Origin of the sequence: Paracoccus sp. M683, from assembly GCF_007096355.1 — a bacterium.
In the GTDB taxonomy this organism is placed as follows: domain Bacteria; phylum Pseudomonadota; class Alphaproteobacteria; order Rhodobacterales; family Rhodobacteraceae; genus Paracoccus.
On sequence record NZ_VKDF01000005.1, the window covers coordinates 67555 to 86734 of the forward strand.

General features: G+C 66.3%; 18 protein-coding genes, 1 tRNA gene and 1 riboswitch. Of the genes, 13 read left to right on the plus strand and 6 right to left on the minus strand.

Annotated elements, in window-relative coordinates; genetic code table 11:
• The first annotated feature begins 2 nt into the window (after positions 1–2).
• Positions 3–746 carry a precorrin-2 C(20)-methyltransferase gene (locus tag FNJ84_RS10650; protein ID WP_143793117.1) on the plus strand — a complete coding sequence of 248 codons (744 nt, stop codon included), beginning with the start codon at positions 3–5 and terminating at the stop codon, positions 744–746.
• The gene (gene cobJ / locus FNJ84_RS10655; RefSeq protein ID WP_143793118.1) at positions 743–1480 is read left to right on the plus strand and encodes a precorrin-3B C(17)-methyltransferase; all 738 of its coding nucleotides are present in this window, start codon (positions 743–745) and stop codon (positions 1478–1480) included. The genes FNJ84_RS10650 and cobJ overlap by 4 nt, the downstream gene beginning before the upstream one ends.
• Here cobJ and FNJ84_RS10660 read toward each other — a convergent pair.
• Positions 1450–2202: a cobalt-precorrin-6A reductase gene (locus FNJ84_RS10660; protein ID WP_143793119.1), complete on the minus strand. Its 753-nt coding sequence runs from the start codon at positions 2200–2202 to the stop codon at positions 1450–1452. The genes cobJ and FNJ84_RS10660 overlap by 31 nt on opposite strands.
• Between FNJ84_RS10660 and cbiE the strand changes: the two genes are divergently transcribed.
• The 6 genes from cbiE to cobF all read left to right on the plus strand — a co-directional run bounded on the left by cbiE (position 2201) and on the right by cobF (position 7593).
• On the plus strand, positions 2201–3391 hold the full coding sequence (gene cbiE / locus FNJ84_RS10665) for a precorrin-6y C5,15-methyltransferase (decarboxylating) subunit CbiE (protein ID WP_143793120.1): 1191 nt from the start codon (positions 2201–2203) through the stop codon (positions 3389–3391). The genes FNJ84_RS10660 and cbiE overlap by 2 nt on opposite strands.
• Positions 3373–3735 (plus strand): cobalamin biosynthesis protein, encoded by a 363-nt coding sequence (locus FNJ84_RS10670; protein WP_143793121.1) that lies wholly within the window; start codon positions 3373–3375, stop codon positions 3733–3735. Before cbiE ends, FNJ84_RS10670 begins: the two co-directional genes overlap by 19 nt.
• The gene (gene cobM / locus FNJ84_RS10675; RefSeq protein ID WP_143793122.1) at positions 3732–4505 is read left to right on the plus strand and encodes a precorrin-4 C(11)-methyltransferase; all 774 of its coding nucleotides are present in this window, start codon (positions 3732–3734) and stop codon (positions 4503–4505) included. The genes FNJ84_RS10670 and cobM overlap by 4 nt, the downstream gene beginning before the upstream one ends.
• Complete coding sequence (locus FNJ84_RS10680) at positions 4502–5866, plus strand: cobyrinate a,c-diamide synthase (protein WP_143793123.1); 1365 nt, start codon at positions 4502–4504, stop codon at positions 5864–5866. The genes cobM and FNJ84_RS10680 overlap by 4 nt, the downstream gene beginning before the upstream one ends.
• A 20-nt stretch (positions 5867–5886) precedes the next feature.
• Positions 5887–6098, plus strand: a riboswitch (cobalamin riboswitch).
• 32 nt (positions 6099–6130) lie between these two features.
• Complete coding sequence (locus tag FNJ84_RS10685) at positions 6131–6799, plus strand: energy-coupling factor ABC transporter permease (RefSeq protein ID WP_143793491.1); 669 nt, start codon at positions 6131–6133, stop codon at positions 6797–6799.
• Positions 6800–6822: 23 nt separating this feature from the next.
• Complete coding sequence (cobF, locus tag FNJ84_RS10690) at positions 6823–7593, plus strand: precorrin-6A synthase (deacetylating) (protein WP_143793124.1); 771 nt, start codon at positions 6823–6825, stop codon at positions 7591–7593.
• A gap of 51 nt (positions 7594–7644) precedes the next feature.
• On the opposite strand, the gene FNJ84_RS10695 is transcribed toward cobF, so the two are convergent.
• Positions 7645–8541, minus strand: a complete 897-nt coding sequence (locus FNJ84_RS10695; RefSeq protein WP_143793125.1) for a LysR family transcriptional regulator — start codon at positions 8539–8541, stop codon at positions 7645–7647.
• A 131-nt stretch (positions 8542–8672) separates the two neighbouring features.
• Between FNJ84_RS10695 and FNJ84_RS10700 the strand changes: the two genes are divergently transcribed.
• The 4 genes from FNJ84_RS10700 (at position 8673) to FNJ84_RS10715 (ending at position 14003) form a co-directional block, all read left to right on the plus strand.
• Complete coding sequence (locus tag FNJ84_RS10700; protein WP_143793126.1) at positions 8673–9863, plus strand: MFS transporter; 1191 nt, start codon at positions 8673–8675, stop codon at positions 9861–9863.
• Positions 9860–10315 (plus strand): cyclophilin-like fold protein, encoded by a 456-nt coding sequence (locus tag FNJ84_RS10705; protein WP_255471166.1) that lies wholly within the window; start codon positions 9860–9862, stop codon positions 10313–10315. The genes FNJ84_RS10700 and FNJ84_RS10705 overlap by 4 nt, the downstream gene beginning before the upstream one ends.
• An 18-nt stretch (positions 10316–10333) precedes the next feature.
• Positions 10334–11350 (plus strand): zinc-dependent alcohol dehydrogenase family protein, encoded by a 1017-nt coding sequence (locus tag FNJ84_RS10710; protein WP_143793127.1) that lies wholly within the window; start codon positions 10334–10336, stop codon positions 11348–11350.
• Positions 11351–11690: 340 nt separating this feature from the next.
• Complete coding sequence (locus FNJ84_RS10715) at positions 11691–14003, plus strand: Tex family protein (RefSeq protein ID WP_143793128.1); 2313 nt, start codon at positions 11691–11693, stop codon at positions 14001–14003.
• 338 nt (positions 14004–14341) lie between these two features.
• On the opposite strand, the gene FNJ84_RS10720 is transcribed toward FNJ84_RS10715, so the two are convergent.
• Positions 14342–14416: transfer RNA gene (locus FNJ84_RS10720), tRNA-Gln, on the minus strand.
• 91 nt (positions 14417–14507) lie between these two features.
• Here FNJ84_RS10720 and FNJ84_RS10725 point away from each other — a divergent pair.
• Positions 14508–15728, plus strand: coding sequence for an NAD(P)/FAD-dependent oxidoreductase (locus FNJ84_RS10725; protein WP_143793129.1), 1221 nt, complete (start codon positions 14508–14510; stop codon positions 15726–15728).
• 67 nt (positions 15729–15795) lie between these two features.
• Here the strand turns inward: FNJ84_RS10725 and kdsA are convergent, their stop codons facing one another.
• From kdsA to FNJ84_RS10740, 3 genes are read right to left on the minus strand one after another with little or no spacing between them, the layout of a single operon-like run.
• Positions 15796–16629, minus strand: a complete 834-nt coding sequence (gene kdsA / locus FNJ84_RS10730) for a 3-deoxy-8-phosphooctulonate synthase (protein ID WP_143793493.1) — start codon at positions 16627–16629, stop codon at positions 15796–15798.
• A complete protein-coding gene (locus FNJ84_RS10735; RefSeq protein WP_143793130.1) occupies positions 16629–18533 on the minus strand; it encodes a capsule biosynthesis protein in 1905 nt (634 codons plus the stop codon). Before FNJ84_RS10735 ends, kdsA begins: the two co-directional genes overlap by 1 nt.
• Complete coding sequence (locus FNJ84_RS10740) at positions 18517–19170, minus strand: ABC transporter ATP-binding protein (protein WP_143793131.1); 654 nt, start codon at positions 19168–19170, stop codon at positions 18517–18519. The genes FNJ84_RS10735 and FNJ84_RS10740 overlap by 17 nt, the downstream gene beginning before the upstream one ends.
• Between the last annotated feature and the right edge of the window lie 10 nt (positions 19171–19180).

Below are 19180 nucleotides of genomic sequence, written 5' to 3' on the forward strand. Positions count from 1 at the left end.
ACATGGGCAAGATCATCTGCGCGGGGCTTGGCCCCGGCGATCCCGACCTGATCTCGGTCCGCGCCGACCGGGCGATAAGGGGCGCGCGGCATGTGGCCTTTTTCCGCAAGGCGGGCCGTCAGGGGCAGGCGCGGCGGATCGTGGGCGGCATGCTGGCCGATGGCGTGACCGAATATCCGATGGAATACCCGGTCACGACGGAAATTCCTTTTGACAGCCCGGCCTATAACGATCTTCTCGCGCGCTTCTATGACGATTGGGCCGCGCGTCTGGCCACGCTTGCGCGCCAGACCGATGTGGTGGTGCTGTGCGAGGGCGACCCGTTCTTCTATGGCTCGTTCATGCATCTCTATATCCGCCTGCGCGGACAGGCCGCGGTCGAGGTGATCCCCGGCATTCCCGGCATGGCGGGCTGCTGGAACGCCTCGGGCCAGCCGATCACCTGGGGCGATGACGTGCTGACCGTGCTGATGGGCACGCTACCCGAGGACGATCTGACCCGCCACATGCAGGGCGCCGATGCGCTGGTGGTGATGAAGACCGGGCGCAACCTGCCCAAGATTCGCCGGGCTTTGGCTGCGGCTGGTCGCCTTGACGCCGCATGGCTGATCGAGCGTGGCACCATGCCCGGCCAGCGCATCGCAAGGCTGGCCGAGGTTGGCGACGAGGATTGCCCCTATTTCGCCATTGTCATGGTCCACGGTCAGGGCCGCCGCCCTGTCGCGCTGTCCGAGGCGGCGGAATGACAGGCTGGGTCACGGTCGCAGGTCTTGGGCCGGGCGCTGATACCTTGGTCACGCCCGAGGTCAGCGCGGCCCTGTCCGAGGCCACCGATATCGTCGGCTATATCCCCTATGTCGCCCGCATCGCGCCGCGTCCGGGGCTGGTGCTGCACCCCTCGGATAACCGGGTCGAGCTTGATCGCGCCCATGCTGCGCTGGACATGGCGGCGGATGGGCGGCGGGTGGTCGTGGTCTCATCCGGCGATCCGGGGGTTTTTGCCATGGCCTCGGCCCTGTTCGAGGCGCTTGAGGCTCGCCCCGGCCAGCATCCCGATATCCGCATCCTGCCCGGCATCACCGCCATGCTGGCCGCCGCCGCCCGTGCCGGTGCCCCCTTGGGCCATGATTTCTGCGCCATCAACCTGTCGGATAACCTCAAGCCCTTCGAGGTGATCGAGCAGCGGTTGCGCCTTGCCGCCCGCGCCGATTTCGCCATGGCCTTCTATAACCCGCGCTCGGCCAGCCGCCCCCGTGGCTTTGCGCGTGTGTTGCAGATCTTGCGCGAAGAATGCGGCCCCGAGCGGCTGGTGATCTTCGCCCGCGCGGTCTCGACCGCTGATGAGGCGATCCGCACAGTCACTTTGGCCGAAGCCACCCCCGAGATGGCCGATATGCGCACCGTCGTGCTGATCGGCAATTCGCAGACGCGGCGGGTGGGAAACTGGGTCTATACGCCGCGCCGGGCGGGAGCGGTCTGATGCAGCCAGTCCAGCGCCTGTTGCGGATCGGCGACCGTCATGCGTTCGGGCAATGCGGGCCTGTCGATCAGGATCACCGGCAGGCGCAGGCGGCGGGCGGCGATCAGCTTGGCCTCGCCGCCCGCGCCGCCTGCGTTCTTGGCGACCAGATGGGTGATGGCATGGGCGTTCATCAGGGCCTGATCGGCGTCGGCGGTGAAGGGGCCTCGGGCGATGATGGCATGGGCATTGGGCAGGGGCAGCGCACCCTCGGGCGGATCGACAAGGCGCAGCAGCCAGCGATGCGCCAGGCCGGCAAAGGCGCCAAGGTTCTGCTTGCCGATGGCCAGAAAGACATGGGCAGGCGTTTCGGGCAAGGCGCGGGCAGCGGCGGGAATATCGGCGCAGCGGGTCCAGTTGTCGCCGGGTTCGGGCTGCCATGCCGGGCGCTCCAGCACCAGCAGCGGCACGCCCGCCGCCTGCGTGGCGGTGATGGCATTGCGGCTGATCTGGGCGGCGAAAGGGTGGGTGGCGTCGATCACATGGCTGATCCGCTGGTCGCGAAGGTAATCGGCCAGCCCCTCGGCGCCGCCAAAGCCGCCCACGCGGGTCGGCAGGGGCTGGGAAACCGGCGCAGCCGTGCGTCCGGCATAGGAAAACACCGCATCCATGCGCGCATCGGCCAGCAGGCTGGCCATGCGGCTGGCCTCGGTCGTGCCGCCGAGAAGAAGGATGCGAGGCATGGCTGAACCCTGGCTGACAATCATCGGTATCGGCGAAGATGGCCTTGCGGGCCTGTCGGATGCAAGCCGCGATGCGCTGACCGGGGCCGAGGTGATCTTTGGCGGGCCGCGCCATCTGGCGCTGGCCGAGGCCGGCGCGCGCGGGCGGGAATGGCCGGTGCCCTTCGATCCGGCGCCGGTGCTGGCGCTGCGGGGGCGGCGGGTGGCGGTGCTGGCCTCGGGCGATCCGTTCTGGTTCGGTGCGGGCGGCAGTCTGGTGCCGCATCTTCAGCCCGGCGAATGGCGTAGTTTCCCTGCGCCGGGGGTGCCTGCGCTGGCAGCCAGCAGGCTGGGCTGGCGCTTGCAGGATGTGACCTGTCTGGGCCTGCATGCCGCGCCCTTTGCCCGGCTGCGCCCGCATCTGGCGCGGGGATGCCGGATCATCGCCACACTGCGCGATGGCGCAGCACCGGCTGAGCTGGCCGATTGGCTGGTGGCGCAAGGCATGGTAGCCACGCGCATCGCGGTGATGGAGGCTTTGGGCGGCCCGCGTGAACGCCTGCGCTGGACGACCGCCAGCGCCTTTGATCTGACCGGCATCGAGGCCCCTGTGGCCGTCGCACTGGACGGCGCGGACCTGCCGCGCGGCGCGGGCCTTTCCGCCGTTCCAGGGCGGCCAGAAGCCGATTTCACCCATGACGGCCAGATCACCAAATCGCCCATCCGCGCGATCACTCTGGCCGCTCTGGCCCCGCGCCGGGGGGAAATGCTTTGGGATATCGGCGGTGGCTCAGGCTCTATCGCCGTCGAATGGGCGCTGGCGGGCGGCCATGCCGTCACCATCGAGCCGCGCCCCGATCGTCAGCAGACCATCGCCGCGAATATCGCGGCCTTCGGCCTGTCGGGCCGCCTGCGCCTGCAACCCGGCCCCGCGCCCGAGGTGCTGGAGGGCCTGCCCCAACCCGATGCGGTTTTCATCGGCGGAGGCGCCAGCGCGGCGCTGTTCGACTGGCTGACCAACCGCCTGCCGCAAGGCACGAGGCTGGTCGCCAATGCCGTCACCATCGAGACCGAAGCCCTGCTGGCCTCCCTGCACGCCCGCCATGGTGGCGGCCTGATGCGGATCGAGATCGCCGAGGCAGCGCCCCTTGGTCCCTCGCGCTGCTGGCAACCGGCGCGGCCGATCACGCAATGGCGGGCGGTGCTGTGAAGGTGGCGGGGATCGGTTGCCGCGCGGGTGCGCCGGTGACGGTGCTGACCGAAATGCTGGCGCAGGCCGAGGCTTTGGCCGGGCCGGTCGACGCCGTCGCCACCATTGCCCCCCGCGCCGCCGAAATCACCGCGCTGAACCGCCCGCTGCGCATCGTCGCCATCGCCGGCATCGACACGCCCACGCAATCCCCGCGCATCCAGTCGCTGCACGGCACCGGATCGGTGGCCGAGGCCGCAGCCCTTGCAGCCTGCGGCCCCGGCGCGCGGCTGATCCTCAATCGCATCGCCAGCCCTTGCGGGCGCGCCACCATCGCCATCGCCATCCGCGAGGAGACCCCATGACCGTCCATTTCATCGGCGCCGGACCGGGTGCCGCCGATCTGATCACCCTGCGCGGGCGCGACCTGATCGCGGCTTGCCCGGTCTGCCTTTACGCCGGGTCGCTGGTGCCGCAGGCGCTGCTGTCCCATTGCCCACCCGGCGCGCGGATCGTGAACACCGCGCCGCTGAGCCTTGACCAGATCATAGCCGAGATCGCCACCGCCCATGCCGCGGGGCAGGATGTGGCGCGGCTGCATTCGGGCGATCTGTCAGTCTGGTCGGCCATGGGCGAGCAGCTTCGCCGCCTGCGCGCGCTGAATATCCCGATCAACGTGGTTCCCGGCGTGCCCTCTTTCGCCGCTGCCGCTGCGGCGTTGCAGACGGAACTGACCCTTCCCGGCGTGGCGCAATCGGTGGTGCTGACCCGGACCTCGGGCCGCGCCTCGCCCATGCCCGAGGGCGAGGCGCTGACGGCCTTCGCCGCGACCGGCGCGACGCTGGCCATCCACCTGTCGATCCATGCGCTTGACCGCGTGGTCACTGACCTGACCCCGCATTACGGCGCCGATTGCCCGGTCGCCGTGGTCTGGCGGGCCACATGGCCGGATCAGCGCGTCATCCGCTCGACCCTCGCGGCGATCCAGACCGAGGCGCAGGGCATCGACCGCACCGCGCTGATCCTTGTCGGCCCGGCACTCGCTGCCGAGGATTTCGACGACAGCCGCCTTTATGCGGGCGATTATGACCGCCGCTATCGCCCGACTGGCGACAACCCGAGGTTCCCCGAATGACTCTTCCCCAATTGACACGGGGCCTGATGATTTCTGCCCCCGCTTCGGGCACCGGCAAGACTATCTTGATGCTGGGACTGCTGGCGGCTTTGCGCGAACGCGGCCTGAAGGTGCAGCCGTTCAAATCGGGGCCGGATTATATTGACCCGGCCTTTCATCTGGCAGCCTCGGGGCGGGCCTCGTTCAATCTGGACACATGGGCGATGCCTGCGGGTCAGATCGCGGGCCATGCGGCGCTTGGGGGCGATGCCGATCTGGTGCTGGCGGAAGGCTCGATGGGGCTGTTCGACGGGGTGGCCAGGCCGGGCGAGGCGGGCATCGGATCAAGCGCGGAAATCGCCACGATGATGGGCTGGCCGGTGGTGCTGATGCTGGATGTCTCGGGTCAGGCGCAATCGGCGGCGGCGGTGGCGCGGGGGTTCGCGACGCTGCGCCCCGACCTGCCCTTTGCGGGGGTGGTGCTGAACCGCGTCGCCTCGCCCCGGCATGAGGCGCTGATCCGCGAGGGCATGGCCGAGGCCGGCATCGCCGTGATGGGCGCCTTGCCCCGGCAAGGCAATGTCGAACTGCCCGAGCGGCATCTGGGATTGGTTCAGGCCGAGGAAACCGCCGAGATGGCGCGCATCCTGGCCGATGCCGCCCGGCTGATCGGTGGGCATTGCGATCTGGACGCGATCATTGCCGCCGCTGCGGCGCGCACCCTGCCAGACGCGGCGCCCCATCGTCCGGTGCCGCCCCCCGGCCAGCGGATCGCCCTGGCGCGTGATGCGGCCTTCAGCTTTGTCTATCCGCATCTGATCGCTGAATGGCGGCGGCAAGGGGCGACGATTCTGCCATTTTCGCCGCTGGACGATCAGGCGCCCGATGACAGCGCCGATGCCTGCTGGCTGCCTGGCGGCTATCCCGAGCTGCATGCGGGGCGCATCGCCGCCGCCGAAGGGTTTCGCACCGGGCTTGCGCGCTTTGCCGAGACGCGGCCGGTGCATGGCGAATGCGGTGGCTATATGGCGCTTGGGGCGGGCCTGGTCGATGCGGATGGCATCCGGCACCGGATGGCCGGGCTGCTTGGGGTCGAAACCAGCTATCACAAGCGGCGGATGCATCTGGGTTATCGCCGGGCCGAATTGCTGGCGCGGATGCCAGGGCTGGGGGTGGGGCAGGGGCTGCGCGGGCACGAGTTTCACTATGCCTCGATCCTGGCCCAGCCCGATGCGCCCTTGGCTGATGTAAGCGATGCCAATGGGGCAAAAGTGCCCGAGACCGGGTCTTTCCGCATGATGCCGGGCGGCGGCGTGGTGACGGGCACGTTCTTTCACCTGATCGCGCGGGTCGGGGGCGCGGGCGATCATGCGGGTGCTTGACCCGGCCCGCCAGATGGCGTCTAGATGACCGTCTGATCGGTGCCCGCAAAACGCCTTGGCGTTGGGCTTAATCGGGAATGGGGATGGGCATCCGCCCGCAACCCCAGCCGCCCCCGCGACTGTCAGCGGAGAGCGTGCTTCGACAAGGCCACTGAACCCCAAAGGTTCGGGAAGGCAGAAGCCACGCTTTGACCCGCGAGCCAGGAGACCGGCCGCCAGACCATAACCAACCGCCGTCGGGGATGACGGCAAAAGGAGAGCATGATGCATATCGAACCCGGAATCGTCACCGGCGCGAAAATCGCGCTAAGCTATGTCACCGCCGCCGGCGCGGGGGTGTGGACGCTGAAACTGGCGTTGCAGTCGCTCGTCGAGCGCGGGGCACTGTCGCTGGTTGCACGCACGGCCATGGCCACGGTTGGGACCTTCATCTTTTTCCAGGTCCTGCCGCATTTCCCGGTCGGCGTGTCCGAGGTGCATTTCATTCTCGGCTCGACCCTGTTTCTGATCCTTGGCGCGGCGCCTGCGGCCTTTGGGCTGGCGCTTGGCCTGCTGATCCAGGGGCTGTTCTTCGCGCCCTTCGATCTGCCGCAATACGGCATGAACGTCACCACGCTGCTGGTGCCGCTGTTTGCCGTGCAGGCGCTGGCACAGCGGATCATCGCGCCGGGCACGGCCTATGTCGACCTCAGCTATCTGCAGGCGCTGGCGCTGTCGACGGCGTTTCAGGGCGGCGTGGTTGCTTGGGTTGCCTTCTGGGCGATCTATGGCGAGGGGCTGGCCGGGGTGCAGGGCATTCTCAGCTTTGGCGTCGTCTATATGATGGTCATCCTGATCGAACCGCTGGTCGATCTGGCCGTCCTGGCGGGCGCGAAGGCCCTGCGCGGCGGCTTGCAGAGCAGCGGGCTGGTGACGCAGCGCCTGTTTGCCTGAGCCTGCGGGTAAAGCCCGGCAAGATGATAGAACTGACACTGATCGGGATCGGGACCGGAAATCCCGATCACCTGACCTTGCAGGCGGTCGCGGCAATGCGCGCGGCCGATCTGATCCTGATCCCGCATAAGGGCGCGGACAAGGACGATCTGGCGGGCCTGCGCCGCGCAATCTGTGACCGTTATCTGGGGGCCTCGACCCGCGTGGCCCTGTTCGACATGCCGCAGCGCGATCCCGGCGATCCCGACTATCACCACCGGGTCAACCGCTGGCATGACCGGATCGCCGCGATCTGGCAGGACAGGATCGCGGCCGAACTGCCCTTGCTGTCGGGAAAGGTCGCCTTGCTGGTCTGGGGCGACCCCTCGCTTTATGACAGCACGCTGCGCATCGCAGGCCGGCTTGAGCTGCCGCTGACCACCCGCGTCATTCCCGGCATCACGGCGATCCAGGCGCTGTGCGCGGCCCATGCCATTCCGCTGAACCGGATTGGCGCGCCGGTCCAGATCACCACGGGCCGGCAGCTGCGCGATCATGGCTGGCCAGAGGCGGCCGATACCATCGTGGTCATGCTGGACGGCGAATCTTCGTTTCAGACGCTGCGGCCTGAAGGCGTGCAGATCTGGTGGGGCGCCTATCTGGGCATGGCCGAGGAGTTGCTGGATCATGGTCCGCTGCCCGATGCCGCGCCGCGTATCGTCGCGACCCGTGCGGCGGCGCGTGCGGCGCATGGCTGGATCATGGATATCTATCTGCTGCGCCGGGACAGGGATCAGCAGGCCGGACGGGCCTAGATCACGCTGCCAGTGATGGTCGCGCGTGGTGCTGCGCCGCCTTGGGGCAGGTTAGCGCTCGGTGCGGCGCAGGGCGTCGATGATGACGCGAAAGGCGGGACGGTTCTGCCGACGGCTGGGGTAATACAGGAAATAGCCGTCGAAGAAGGGGGACCAGTCGTCCAGCGCCAGGATCAGATCGCCCGATGCGATCAGAGCGTCGGCCATGCTGTTGGGGACAAACGCAATGCCCAGCCCCGCCCGCGCCGCGTCGATCATGGCATAGGTGTTGTTGAAGGTCAGCTGCCCCTGGACGCGAACGACCAGTTCCTGCCCATCCTTCTCGAACTCCCACGCATAGATGCCGCCGCGCGTGTTCTGGCGCAGGGTGATGCAATTATGCCGGGGCAGATCCCGTGGATGCAGGGGCAGCCCATGGGCCGCGAAATAATCGGGCGAGGCGACAGCCACCAACCGCCAATCGGGACCGATGCGCAGGGCGATCATGTCCTTTTCCACGCTTTCACCCAGACGCACACCGGCGTCGAACCCCTCTTCGACAATGTTGCGAAAGCCGTTGTCGATGCTGAATTCCACCTGAATATCGGGATAGGCCGCCAGCACCGGGCGCAGTTTCGGCCAGACCACCGTCTCCAGGGCGTGATCCGACAGCGTCAACCGGACCTGACCCGAGGGCTTGTCGCGGTATTCCATCAGTGTCGCGATCTGGTCCTCGATCTCGGTCAGCCTGGGGGCGACGGTCGCCAGCAGGCGGGCGCCGGCCTCGGTCGGGGCGACATTGCGGGTCGTGCGGGTCAGCAGGCGGATGCCCATGCGGGTTTCCAGCCGCTTGATCGTATGGCTCAGCGTCGATTGCGCCACGCCCAGCCTGGCCGCCGCGCGGGTGAAATTCTGTTCTTCCGCCACGACGCGGAACCACATCAGGTCGTTGAAATCGGTGCGGGGCATGGGCGATCCGGTCCGGCATGTCGGGTCATATTAATCGACCCGGTCGATTAGTCCATGCCGGTTTGCCTGTCTAATCTGATCGCGCCAGTTCCGGTATCTCTGTCGCCTGACGACTGACCGAGGAGATGACGATGAGCGATGCGACCTATGTGAATATCGAGGTCAGCCCCGGTGCGGCCTGGGGCGCGGTTCTGTCCATGACCCTGTGCGTGGCCGTGCTGATCGCGTCCGAATTCATGCCGGTCAGCCTGCTGACGCCGATGGCGCAGGGGCTGGGGGCAACGGAAGGCCAGACCGGGCAGGCGATTTCCATCAGCGGGCTGTTCGCGGTGCTGGCCAGTGTGATGATCACGACGGTGGCGGGCCGGCTGAACCGCAAATGGGTGCTGGTCGCGCTGACGGCGCTGCTGCTTTCGTCGCTGGTGCTGGTCGCCATGGCGCCGAATTTCACGGTGCTGATGATCGCGCGGGCGGCTCTGGGCATCTGCGTGGGGGGCTTCTGGGCGCTGGCCACTGCGGTGATCATGCGGTTGGTGCCGGAACGCGATGTGCCCCGCGCCCTGTCGCTGATGTTCGGCGGGCAGGCGATCGCCGCCGCCTTTGCCGCCCCGATGGGCAGCTATCTGGGCGGGATGCTGGGCTGGCGCGAGGTTTTCTGGCTGCTGACCCCGATCGTCGCCGCCAATCTGGTCTGGCATGTCATCGCGCTGCCCTCGCTGCCGGCACGCGGTCGCCAAAACCTTGGCGCGCTGATCGAGGTCTTGCGGCGGCCCTATTTCGCCCGTGGCCTGCTGGCCGCGATGCTCAGCTGGGGTTCGGCCTTTACCATGTTCACCTATCTGCGGCCGTTTCTGGAACAGGTCACGGGCGTCGATGTGTCCGTGCTGTCGGTTCTGCTGCTACTGCTGGGGCTGGCGGGCTTTGTCGGCACCTGGGGGGCGGGGCGGTTTCTGGGCAATCGTATCGCGCCGCTGCTGATGCTGCCGGCGCTGGTCATGGGTGGGGCCACGCTGCTGTTGCTGGCGGTGGGCATTTCGGTTCTTGCCGTGGGCGCGTTGCTGATGGTCTGGGGCGCGATGAACACCGCCATGTCGGTGATCTGGATGACCTGGATGTCGCAGAACGCGGGTGACGCGGCCGAGGCCGCCGGCAGCCTGATGGTTGCCGCGATCCAGGTCTCGATCCTCTTGGGTGCGGTGATCGGCGGGCTGCTGCTGGACGGTATTTCGATCAGCGCGACCTTCCTTGGCAGCGTGGCCCTGGCTGCGGCCGCCATCGCCCTGATCGGCAATGGCCAGCATTTGCTGAGGCCCGCACGATGACCGGCCTGATCAATCGCCGGGCGGTCCTTACGACCGCCCTGACCGCCCTGACCGGCGTGATCGCACCCCGCAGGCTGCTTGCCCAAGACAGGGAAACGCCAATGCGCATCCGTTGCACCTTTGCCGATCAGGATTTCACCTATCGCCTGTTCGACAATCCGACGGCGCGCGACCTGGCCTCGCTTCTGCCGCTGGATCTGAGCATCGAGGATTTCTCGACCAACGAGAAGCTGGCGCATCTGCCGCGCAGGCTGGATGAGGGCGGGCTGGCCGATTACGATGACGAAGCGCCGGGCGATCTGTGCTATTTCCGGGGCTGGGGCAATCTCGCCTTCTTCCACGACGACTATCGCTATCGCGGCGACCTGATCCGGCTTGGCCGGATCGAAGGCCCCGTCGCGCCTCTGCTGGTGCGGGGCACCTATCCCCTGCGCATCGAATTGATCCATTGACCCGAAAGGACATGTCCCATGTATGCAACCGTTTTGCACGGCCCCGGCGATATCCGCTTTGAACGGGTCGAGGATCCCGGCATCCTGAAACCCACCGACGCCATCATCCAGCTTTCCGCGACCTGCATCTGCGGATCGGACCTGTGGCCCTATCGCGGTATCCAGGCGCAGGGCGAGCCGATGCATATGGGCCATGAATACTGCGGTGTCGTGATCGAGGTCGGATCCGAGGTCCGCAACATCCGTCCCGGCCAGTTCGTCGTTGGCAGCTTCTGCCTGTCGGACAATACCTGCCCGCATTGCCAGTTCGGCTTTCAGTCGTCCTGCGCACAGCGCGAGTTCATGTCGGGCGCCCAGGCCCCCTTTGCCCGTGTGCCGCTTGCCGATGGCACGCTGGTGGCGACCGATCACATGCCCGATGCCGAGATGATCCCGCATATGCTGGCGGTGTCCGACGTGCTGGGGACCGGCTGGTATGGCGCGGTCGCCGCCGGCGTGCGTCCGGGCGGCACGGTCGTCGTCGTGGGCGACGGGGCGGTCGGGCTGATGGGGGTGATGGCCGCCAACCAGATGGGCGCGGGCCGCATCATCGCGATGAGCCGCCATGCCAGCCGTCAGGCGCTGGCCCGCGAATTTGGCGCCACCGACATCGTGGCCGAGCGCGGGGCAGAGGGCATTGCCCGGATCATGGATCTGACCGATGGCGTTGGCGCGGAATCGGTGATCGAGGCCGTTGGCATGGGGGAATCCATGGAACAGGCCATGGGGATCTGCCGGCCGGGTGGCAGCATCGGCTATGTCGGGGTGCCCCACGGCGTCAGTTTCGACGGCCAGCAGCTGTTCTTCAAGCAGCAGCGCATGCTGGGCGGACCGGCCCCGGTGCGGCGTTTCCTGCCCGACCTGATGGACCGTGTCTTGCAGGGGCGCATCCAGCCCGGCAAGGTCTTTGACCTGATCCTGCCGATCGAGCAGGTGGCCGAGGGCTATCTGGCCATGGATGAACGCCGCGCGATCAAGACCATGCTGACGGTCTGAGCCGGCGGCTGGAAAGGCGACATCGGCAGGCCGAAGCGGCGGGCGATCAGTGATCGGCCACTGATGCCCGCCCGATCAGATGGCCAGACCATTGACGCGCGACAGCAGCGGCGTTGCGCCGCGGGCTGGATTGGCGATCCGCCAATTATGCGCGGGCCTGGCCTGCCGATCTGCCTGCCATGCCGGTCAGCGACCCGTCCCACGGGCGGGGCAAAAACACCACAACACCACGCACGCGCGGCGCGTGGTTTGCGCCTGCGGGTATCGGCCACCAAGACTCGCTGTTGCTGCCTCGGCGCTGTGTGGCTATCACGACCTTCCGTTACATGGAGAGCCCGCCGTGACCCAGACCGCCGCCCAGATCGCCGGAATCATCGCCCAGGAAATTGCCGCCAGCCCGGCGCAGGTGGTTGCTGCTGCGGCGCTGTTGGACGAAGGCGCGACGGTGCCTTTCGTCGCGCGCTATCGCAAAGAGGTCACCGGCGGGCTGGATGACACGCAGCTTCGGACCCTGGCCGAGCGGCTGGTCTATCTGCGCGATCTTGAGGCGCGGCGCGAGACGATCCTGAAATCCATTCGCGAACAGGGCAAGCTGACCGACGATCTGGCCCGGTCGATCGCCCAGGCCGAGACCAAGGCGGGGCTGGAAGACATCTATCTGCCCTTCAAGCCCAAGCGGCGCACGAAGGCCATGATCGCGCGGGAAAACGGTCTTGAGCCGCTGTTGCGCGCCATCATGACAAACCGCACGACCCCGCCCGAAACCCATGCCGAAACCTATCTGACCGAGGCCGTGCCAACGGTGAAGGACGCGCTGACCGGCGCGCGCGACATCCTGACCGAAGAGCTTTCCGAACAGGCCGAGCTTCTGGGCAAGCTGCGCGACTTCATGCGGCGCGAGGCTTTCGTTCTCTCGAAGGTCATCGCCGGCAAGCAGGAAGCCGGCGCAAAATTCGCCGACTATTTCGACCAGCGCGAGAAATGGGCCGATATCCCTTCGCATCGTGCGCTGGCCATCCTGCGCGCCGCAAAAGAGGAAATCGTCACCATCGAGGTCGCGCCCGATGCCGAGACCGGCGTGCCGCAGGCCATCGCCACGATCGCTGCATCGCTTGGCACTGCTGGCGATGCGCCTGGCGATCGCTGGCTGCGCGCGGCGGCGGAATGGGCTTGGCGGGTCAAATTCTCGCTGACGCTTTATATCGACCTGCTGGGTGAATTGCGCCAGCGCGCCCATGAAGCCGCCATCACGGTCTTTTCGCGCAACCTCAAGGATCTGCTTCTGGCGGCGCCGGCTGGTGCCAAGGCAACCTTGGGGCTGGATCCGGGGATCCGCACCGGGGTGAAATGCGCGGTGATAGACAAGACCGGCAAGCTTCTGGAAACCGCGACGATCTATCCGTTCCAACCCAGAATGGATCTGCGCGGGGCCGAGGCGACGCTGATCCAGCTGATCGCACGCCATGGCGTCGAACTGGTCGCAATCGGCAATGGCACGGCCAGCCGCGAGACGGAAAAGCTGGTCGGTGACACGTTGCGGCTGCTGCCCCCGCAGGTAAAGGCGCCAAACCGCGTGGTGGTGTCCGAGGCCGGTGCCTCGGTCTATTCCGCCTCGGAACTGGCGGCACGAGAGTTTCCGGGTCTGGATGTCTCGTTGCGCGGCGCGGTGTCGATTGCGCGGCGATTGCAGGATCCGCTGGCCGAACTGGTGAAGATCACCCCGCAATCCATTGGCGTTGGGCAATATCAGCATGATGTCGACCAACGCAGCCTGTCCCGCGCGCTGGATGCGGTGGTCGAGGATGCGGTGAACGCGGTTGGCGTTGATCTGAACACCGCCTCGGCCCCGCTGCTGGCGCAGGTCGCGGGGCTTGGCCCGTCGCTGGCCGAATCCATCGTGCTTTACCGTGAACAGCACGGTTCTTTCCCGACGCGCAAGACGCTGCTGAAGGTCGCGGGTCTTGGCCCCAAGGCGTTCGAACAATGCGCGGGCTTCCTGCGCATCGGCGACGGGGCCGAGCCGCTGGACGCTTCCGCCGTCCACCCCGAGGCCTATGACGTCGCGCGCCGGATCGTCGCCGCCTGCGGGCGCGATATCCGTCAGATCGTTGGCACGGCGGGGGCGCTGAAGAACCTGCGCGCCGAGGATTTCGTGACCGGCGCCTTTGGCCTTCCCACGGTGCGCGACATCTTTCGCGAGTTGGAAAAGCCCGGCCGCGACCCCCGGCCCGAATTCAAGACAGCGCGGTTTTCCGATGGCGTCGAAGATATCAAGGACCTGAAACCCGGCATGCGGTTGGAAGGCACGGTCACCAATGTCGCCGCCTTCGGTGCCTTTGTCGATATCGGCGTGCATCAGGACGGGCTGGTCCATGTCAGCCAACTGGCCGATCGCTTCGTCAAGGATCCGCATGAGGTGGTCAAGGCCGGCGATGTCGTTCAGGTCCGCGTGACCGAGGTGGATATTCCGCGCAAACGCATTGGGCTGACCATGCGCAAGGATGGCGGTGCATCCGACGGCAAGGCCCCCGCCGGTCAAGGACGGCCGATGCGTGCGGCTGACAAGCCGAAGGGAAAGGCACCCCAAAGCGGGAAACCAGAGACGCCCGGCGGGCTTGGGGCGGCATTGCTTGAGGCGATGAAAAAGCGCTGAGCTTTCCTTTCGCGTCAGGACTATCCGCCCCCGCCCGGAATATCGCCGGTGCCATCGAACCTGACCCTGTGGCCTGATCGCTGTCGCCCCGGCCATTGCCTTTGGCGCGGCCGCGCCATCTGCGTTTCATCCCGTTCCGTTCGGTCTTTACCACGGCGCCTAGACCTGCCGCGACGGTGGCGGCCGAAGCCATGTGAAAGGCATCTGACGAATAAGCGTCTCGACCGCAGACTCAGACCGGGCGGTGTCGCAGTCTGGCCTGCGCCGGGCAGGTTCTGTCGCGCAAGGCCGATCAGTGGCGGATCAAGCCATTGGTTTCGTTCGTCATTCGATGATTTTGGCTGGGGCGGTAGGATTCGAACCTACGGTACACGGTACCAAAAACCGATGCCTTACCACTTGGCCACGCCCCAACTGTGGGCGGTGTCTATCCAAGCGGGACGAGGGCTGCAAGTCGAAAATCGGGCGCTTGCCCAACTTTCCGGCGATCGCTATGCGCCCGGTATGACGTATGCGGATGTGATCATTCTGGGGGGCGGAGCAGCCGGGCTGTTCTGCGCGGGCGAGGCGGTTCAGCAGGGATTGCGGACCGTGGTGCTGGAACATGCGGCGCGGCCAGGCGAGAAGATTCGTATCTCGGGCGGTGGGCGCTGCAACTTTACCAATCTGGCCACGGCGCGTGACAGGTTCCTATCGGAAAATCCGCGATTCTGTGCCTCGGCGCTGGCCGGTTTTTCGCCGGGGGATTTTGTCGCCATGGTCGACAGGGCTGGCATAGCCTGGCACGAAAAGACCCTGGGGCAGTTGTTCTGCGACGAAAAGGCCACGCAGATCACCCAGATGCTGCTGGACCGGATGAAGGGTGCCGAACTGCGCTTGCAGACCGCGGTGACCGGTGTAAGGCGTGACGGACGCGGCGGCTTCGCGGTCACCACATCGGACGGGCAACTGTACGCTGCTCAGGTGGTCGTCGCAACGGGGGGCAGGTCGATCCCGAAAATGGGTGCCACCGGGATCGCCTATGATATCGCACGCGACTTTGGCCTGCGGATCGTCGAGCCGCGGCCGGGGCTGGTGCCGCTGACCTTTGCGCAGCAGGATCTGGATCTGTGCCGGCCACTGGCGGGCCTGTCGGTCGAGGCCGAAATCGGTCATGGCGGCGGCCGGTTTCGCGATGCATTGCTGTTCACGCATCGGGGGCTGTCGGGGCCGGTGATCCTGCAAATCTCAAGCTTCTGGAAGCCGGGCGAGGCGCTGGCCGTCAACCTGGCACCGGGAACTGATGTTGCCGCCGAACTGAAGGCACAGCGCGGCCGGGCGGGGCGCGTCGCCGTGGCAACGGCGCTGTCGCGTCTGCTGCCCGAGCGATTGGCGCAGGCCATCGCCGTTGAACTTGCGCTGTCTGATGCCCGGCTGGCCGATCAGCCAAATCCGGTGCTGGACAGGATCGGCGCGCGGATCAACAGCTGGCATCTGCGACCCGTCGGCTCCGAGGGCTATCGCACTGCCGAGGTGACGTTGGGCGGGGTCGATACCCGTGATCTGGACGCCCGCAGCCTTCAGGCCCGTGACGTGCCGGGCCTGTTCTTCATTGGCGAATGCGTCGATGTGACGGGTTGGCTTGGCGGGTATAATTTTCAATGGGCCTGGGCCTCGGCCCATGCCGCCGGACAGGCATTGGGGCGCGCCGGACCTGGGGACGACGCGGCACCGGGGCAGGGGTGAAACCCCGTGGCCCCGCAAGGCGACGCACCAGGTCAAGGCCGCCGCCTGGCCTGACGCGGTTGGCCGGTCAGGGGCGCAGCGGATCGGCCTTGGCCAATGCGTCGAAGGCCATCAACGAACGGACAAGGGCCGGCATCTGATCCAGCCGGACCATGTTGGGCCCATCCGAGGGCGCGTTGTCGGGATCCTGATGGGTTTCGATGAAGACGCCGGCGATGCCGAGGGAAACGGCCGCGCGCGCCATGACCGGGGCAAATTCGCGCTGCCCGCCCGAACTGCCGCCCTGGCCGCCCGGCTGCTGCACCGAATGCGTTGCATCCATGATGATCGGATAGCCGGTTCGGGCCATGATCGGAAGCGAACGCATGTCGGTGACCAGCGTGTTATAGCCAAAGCTGGATCCGCGTTCGGTCAGCAGAATCCTGTCATTGCCGGTCGAGGCGACCTTGTCGGCCACATTGGGCATGTCCCAGGGGGCAAGAAACTGCCCCTTCTTGATATTGACCACCGCACCCGATTCGCCAGCCGCCAGCAACAGGTCGGTCTGGCGGCTGAGGAAGGCCGGGATCTGGATGATGTCGACCGCCTGCGCCGCCGCGCGGGCCTGTTCGATGTCATGCACATCCGTCAGCACCGGGCTGCCGATCCGGTCGCGCACCGTCGCCAGAATCTGCAATCCCTCGTCGATGCCGATCCCGCGCTGGCCCTTCAGAGAGGTCCGGTTTGCCTTGTCATAGCTGGCCTTGAAAACGTAGCTGGCGCCGACTTTGGCACAGGCTTCGGCCATGGTTTCCGCGATCATCAGGGCATGGTCCAGCGTTTCAAGCTGGCACGGTCCCGCAATGACGGTCAAAGGCTGGTTATTGCCGACCTTCAGGTCGCCGACCGAAACGGTTTTCATCATGATGACACCTGTTCGCGAAGAATAGAGGCTGTCAGCGACAGCATGAGATAGATCCCCGAAAAGATCAGAAACGCGACCAGCGTGTTCTGGAACGCCTTGGGATAGGTGGCCTCGTCGGGTGGGATCGGGGCTACGGACATCGACAGATAGCGCACCTGCTTGTTCGCCTCGATCCGCGCGGTTTCCAGTTGCGCCGCCGATTGGGCCAGCAATTCCTGGCGGGTGGCCAGATCGCCCTCGGCGATGCGCAACTCGCCCGAGATCGACGCCAGCGAGGCCCGCGTCGCGTTGCCCTGCGTCAGTTGCAGGCGGGTCTGTGCGATCATTTCTTCAATGCGAGCAATCTCGCCGTTCAGCGTGTCGACGCGGCTTTGCTGCGGGCGCGGATTGGCCATCAGCGTGCCCAGTTCAAGCTGCTTGGTGTTCAGCTGAATTTCCAGCTGGGCGATCTGCTGCATGACCACGCCACCCTCGGCAACCGGGTCGAGAACCCCCAGGTCCTGCTGCAATTCCTGCACCCGGCGCTGTGCCTCGACCACCTTGGTCTCGGCATCCTGATAGGATTCCATCGCGCCCTTCATCTGATCTTCGCGAAGCCGCGCTGTCATCTGGTCGACCTGGCCTTCGGCATAGTCGATCAGCGCCAGCGAGAAATCCTGGCTAAGCTGCGGGTCGGGGGCGATCACCTCCATGTTGATCATCCCCTCGGTCGGGTCATAGCCGATCTTCACCGATTTCTGATAAACCTTATAGGCGGCCTCGTTCGTGGCATCGGCGGCGAGCCGCTGAACCGGATCCATCGCGGGGTCCTGGAAGGCGCGCTTGAAACCCAGATCCTGGTCCAGCCGCAGCATCGCATCGCGCGAGGTCAGGTAGCTTTGCACCGCGACGGAATCGGGGTTGGTGGCCATCTGCGTGCCCGAGAACAGCCCGCCCAGTTCGCCCGATCCGGCGGGGCTGGCCTGCTGGATCTGGAATTGCGACTTGGTGGCGTAAAGTGGGGTGGCGATGTTGAAATAATACCAGCCGGCGATAAAGGTCGGCAGAAAGACGAAGAAGGCCAGCCGCACGAACACCATGGCCAGCCTGCGGCGGCGGCGGCGCGCGATGTCCTGCTGGATCCGATAGATTTCGGCGGCGCGCTTTTCCTCAGTCATCTCCTCGCGCGAGGGCAGCGCCGGCTTGGATGGGGGCGTCGGCACGGCGGGCGGCGTGGCCCTGGGTGCCGCGGGCAGCTTGGCCTTGCCGCGCGGCAGGACAGAGGGGACGTTCTTCGCCGGGGCCGCCTGCGCCCGCGCGCCTTCGGCCGAGAGAATGCGGCTGACGGCGGTGCGGTGCGAGGGGTCGATCCCGCGTTCACGCAGGCGCAGAACGGCCTCGTGATCGGATGACACCTCGATCTGGTGCAGCGCGGCAATGCGGCGGGCGATGCGCAATTGCCGGTCTGTCAGGTTCTCGGCCCGGATCAGCGCCAGCTTCGCTTCCAGATCATCATCCGCTTCAACCGGGGTCAGGACGGCAGGCTGATCGTCGGCACTGTCGTCATCCCTGGCTGCGCCTGATCCGGCGGGGGGCGGCCCGGCCGTGGGAAAACGCCGGTCGCCAAAGCCATCATCGGTCGGGCCGGTCTGCATCAACGATTCGGCCGAAGGCCGGCGGTCATCGGTGACATCGTCCCCGGACTGGTCCGAAATCGTCTGATCCGGGGCGGGGTCGCCCTTTTTCCGCACCGTCACATGAATGCCGGTCGGGGTGAACGGCCCCGCGGCATCGCCCGGCGGCGGGGCGCCAGTCTGCCCCGACAGCGCCTCGGCCTGCGTTGCATCCGTCGGCGGAGTGGCGTCGCGCGCAGGCCCGATCCGGTCCAGGTGAAAGCGGCTGGCCTTAGGCGGTGTAGTCATAATACTGCCTCGCCTCGTCAAGTGTTTCGAACATATACAGTTTGCCGTCACGCATGATTGCCGCCGAGCGGCAGAATTTTTCGATGGTGCTGGGCTGGTGCGACACGACGATTACCGTGGCGTTGCGCAGCCGGTCATGCAGGACCGAGCCTGCCTTTCGGTTGAATTCGGCATCGGTGGTCTGGGGCATGCCCTCGTCGATCAGATAGATGTCAAACTCCAGCGCCAGCAGTAGCGAAAAGGTGAAACGCTGGCGCATGCCGGCCGAATAAGTGCCAAGCGGCATGTCGAAATATTCGCCGATATCGGTCAGCCAGCGGCAGAATGCCTCGACATAGTCGGGGTCCAGCCCATAGATTCGCGCGATATAGCGGGCATTTTCGTTGGCCGAGTGCCGGGCCACCACCCCGCCCATGAAACCAAGCGGAAAAGAGATGCGGCAGTCGCTGCGGATATCGCCCTCATCCGGTTTTTCCAACCCGCACATCATGTTGACCAGCGTGGTCTTGCCCGTGCCATTGGGCGCCAGGATGCCAAGCGAATTGCCAAGCTCGACCCGGAACGAGGCGCGGTCAAGGATCACCTTGCGCTGCTTGCCTGTCCAGAAGGACTTGGAAACATTGTTAAATTCGAGCATTGGCGAGAGT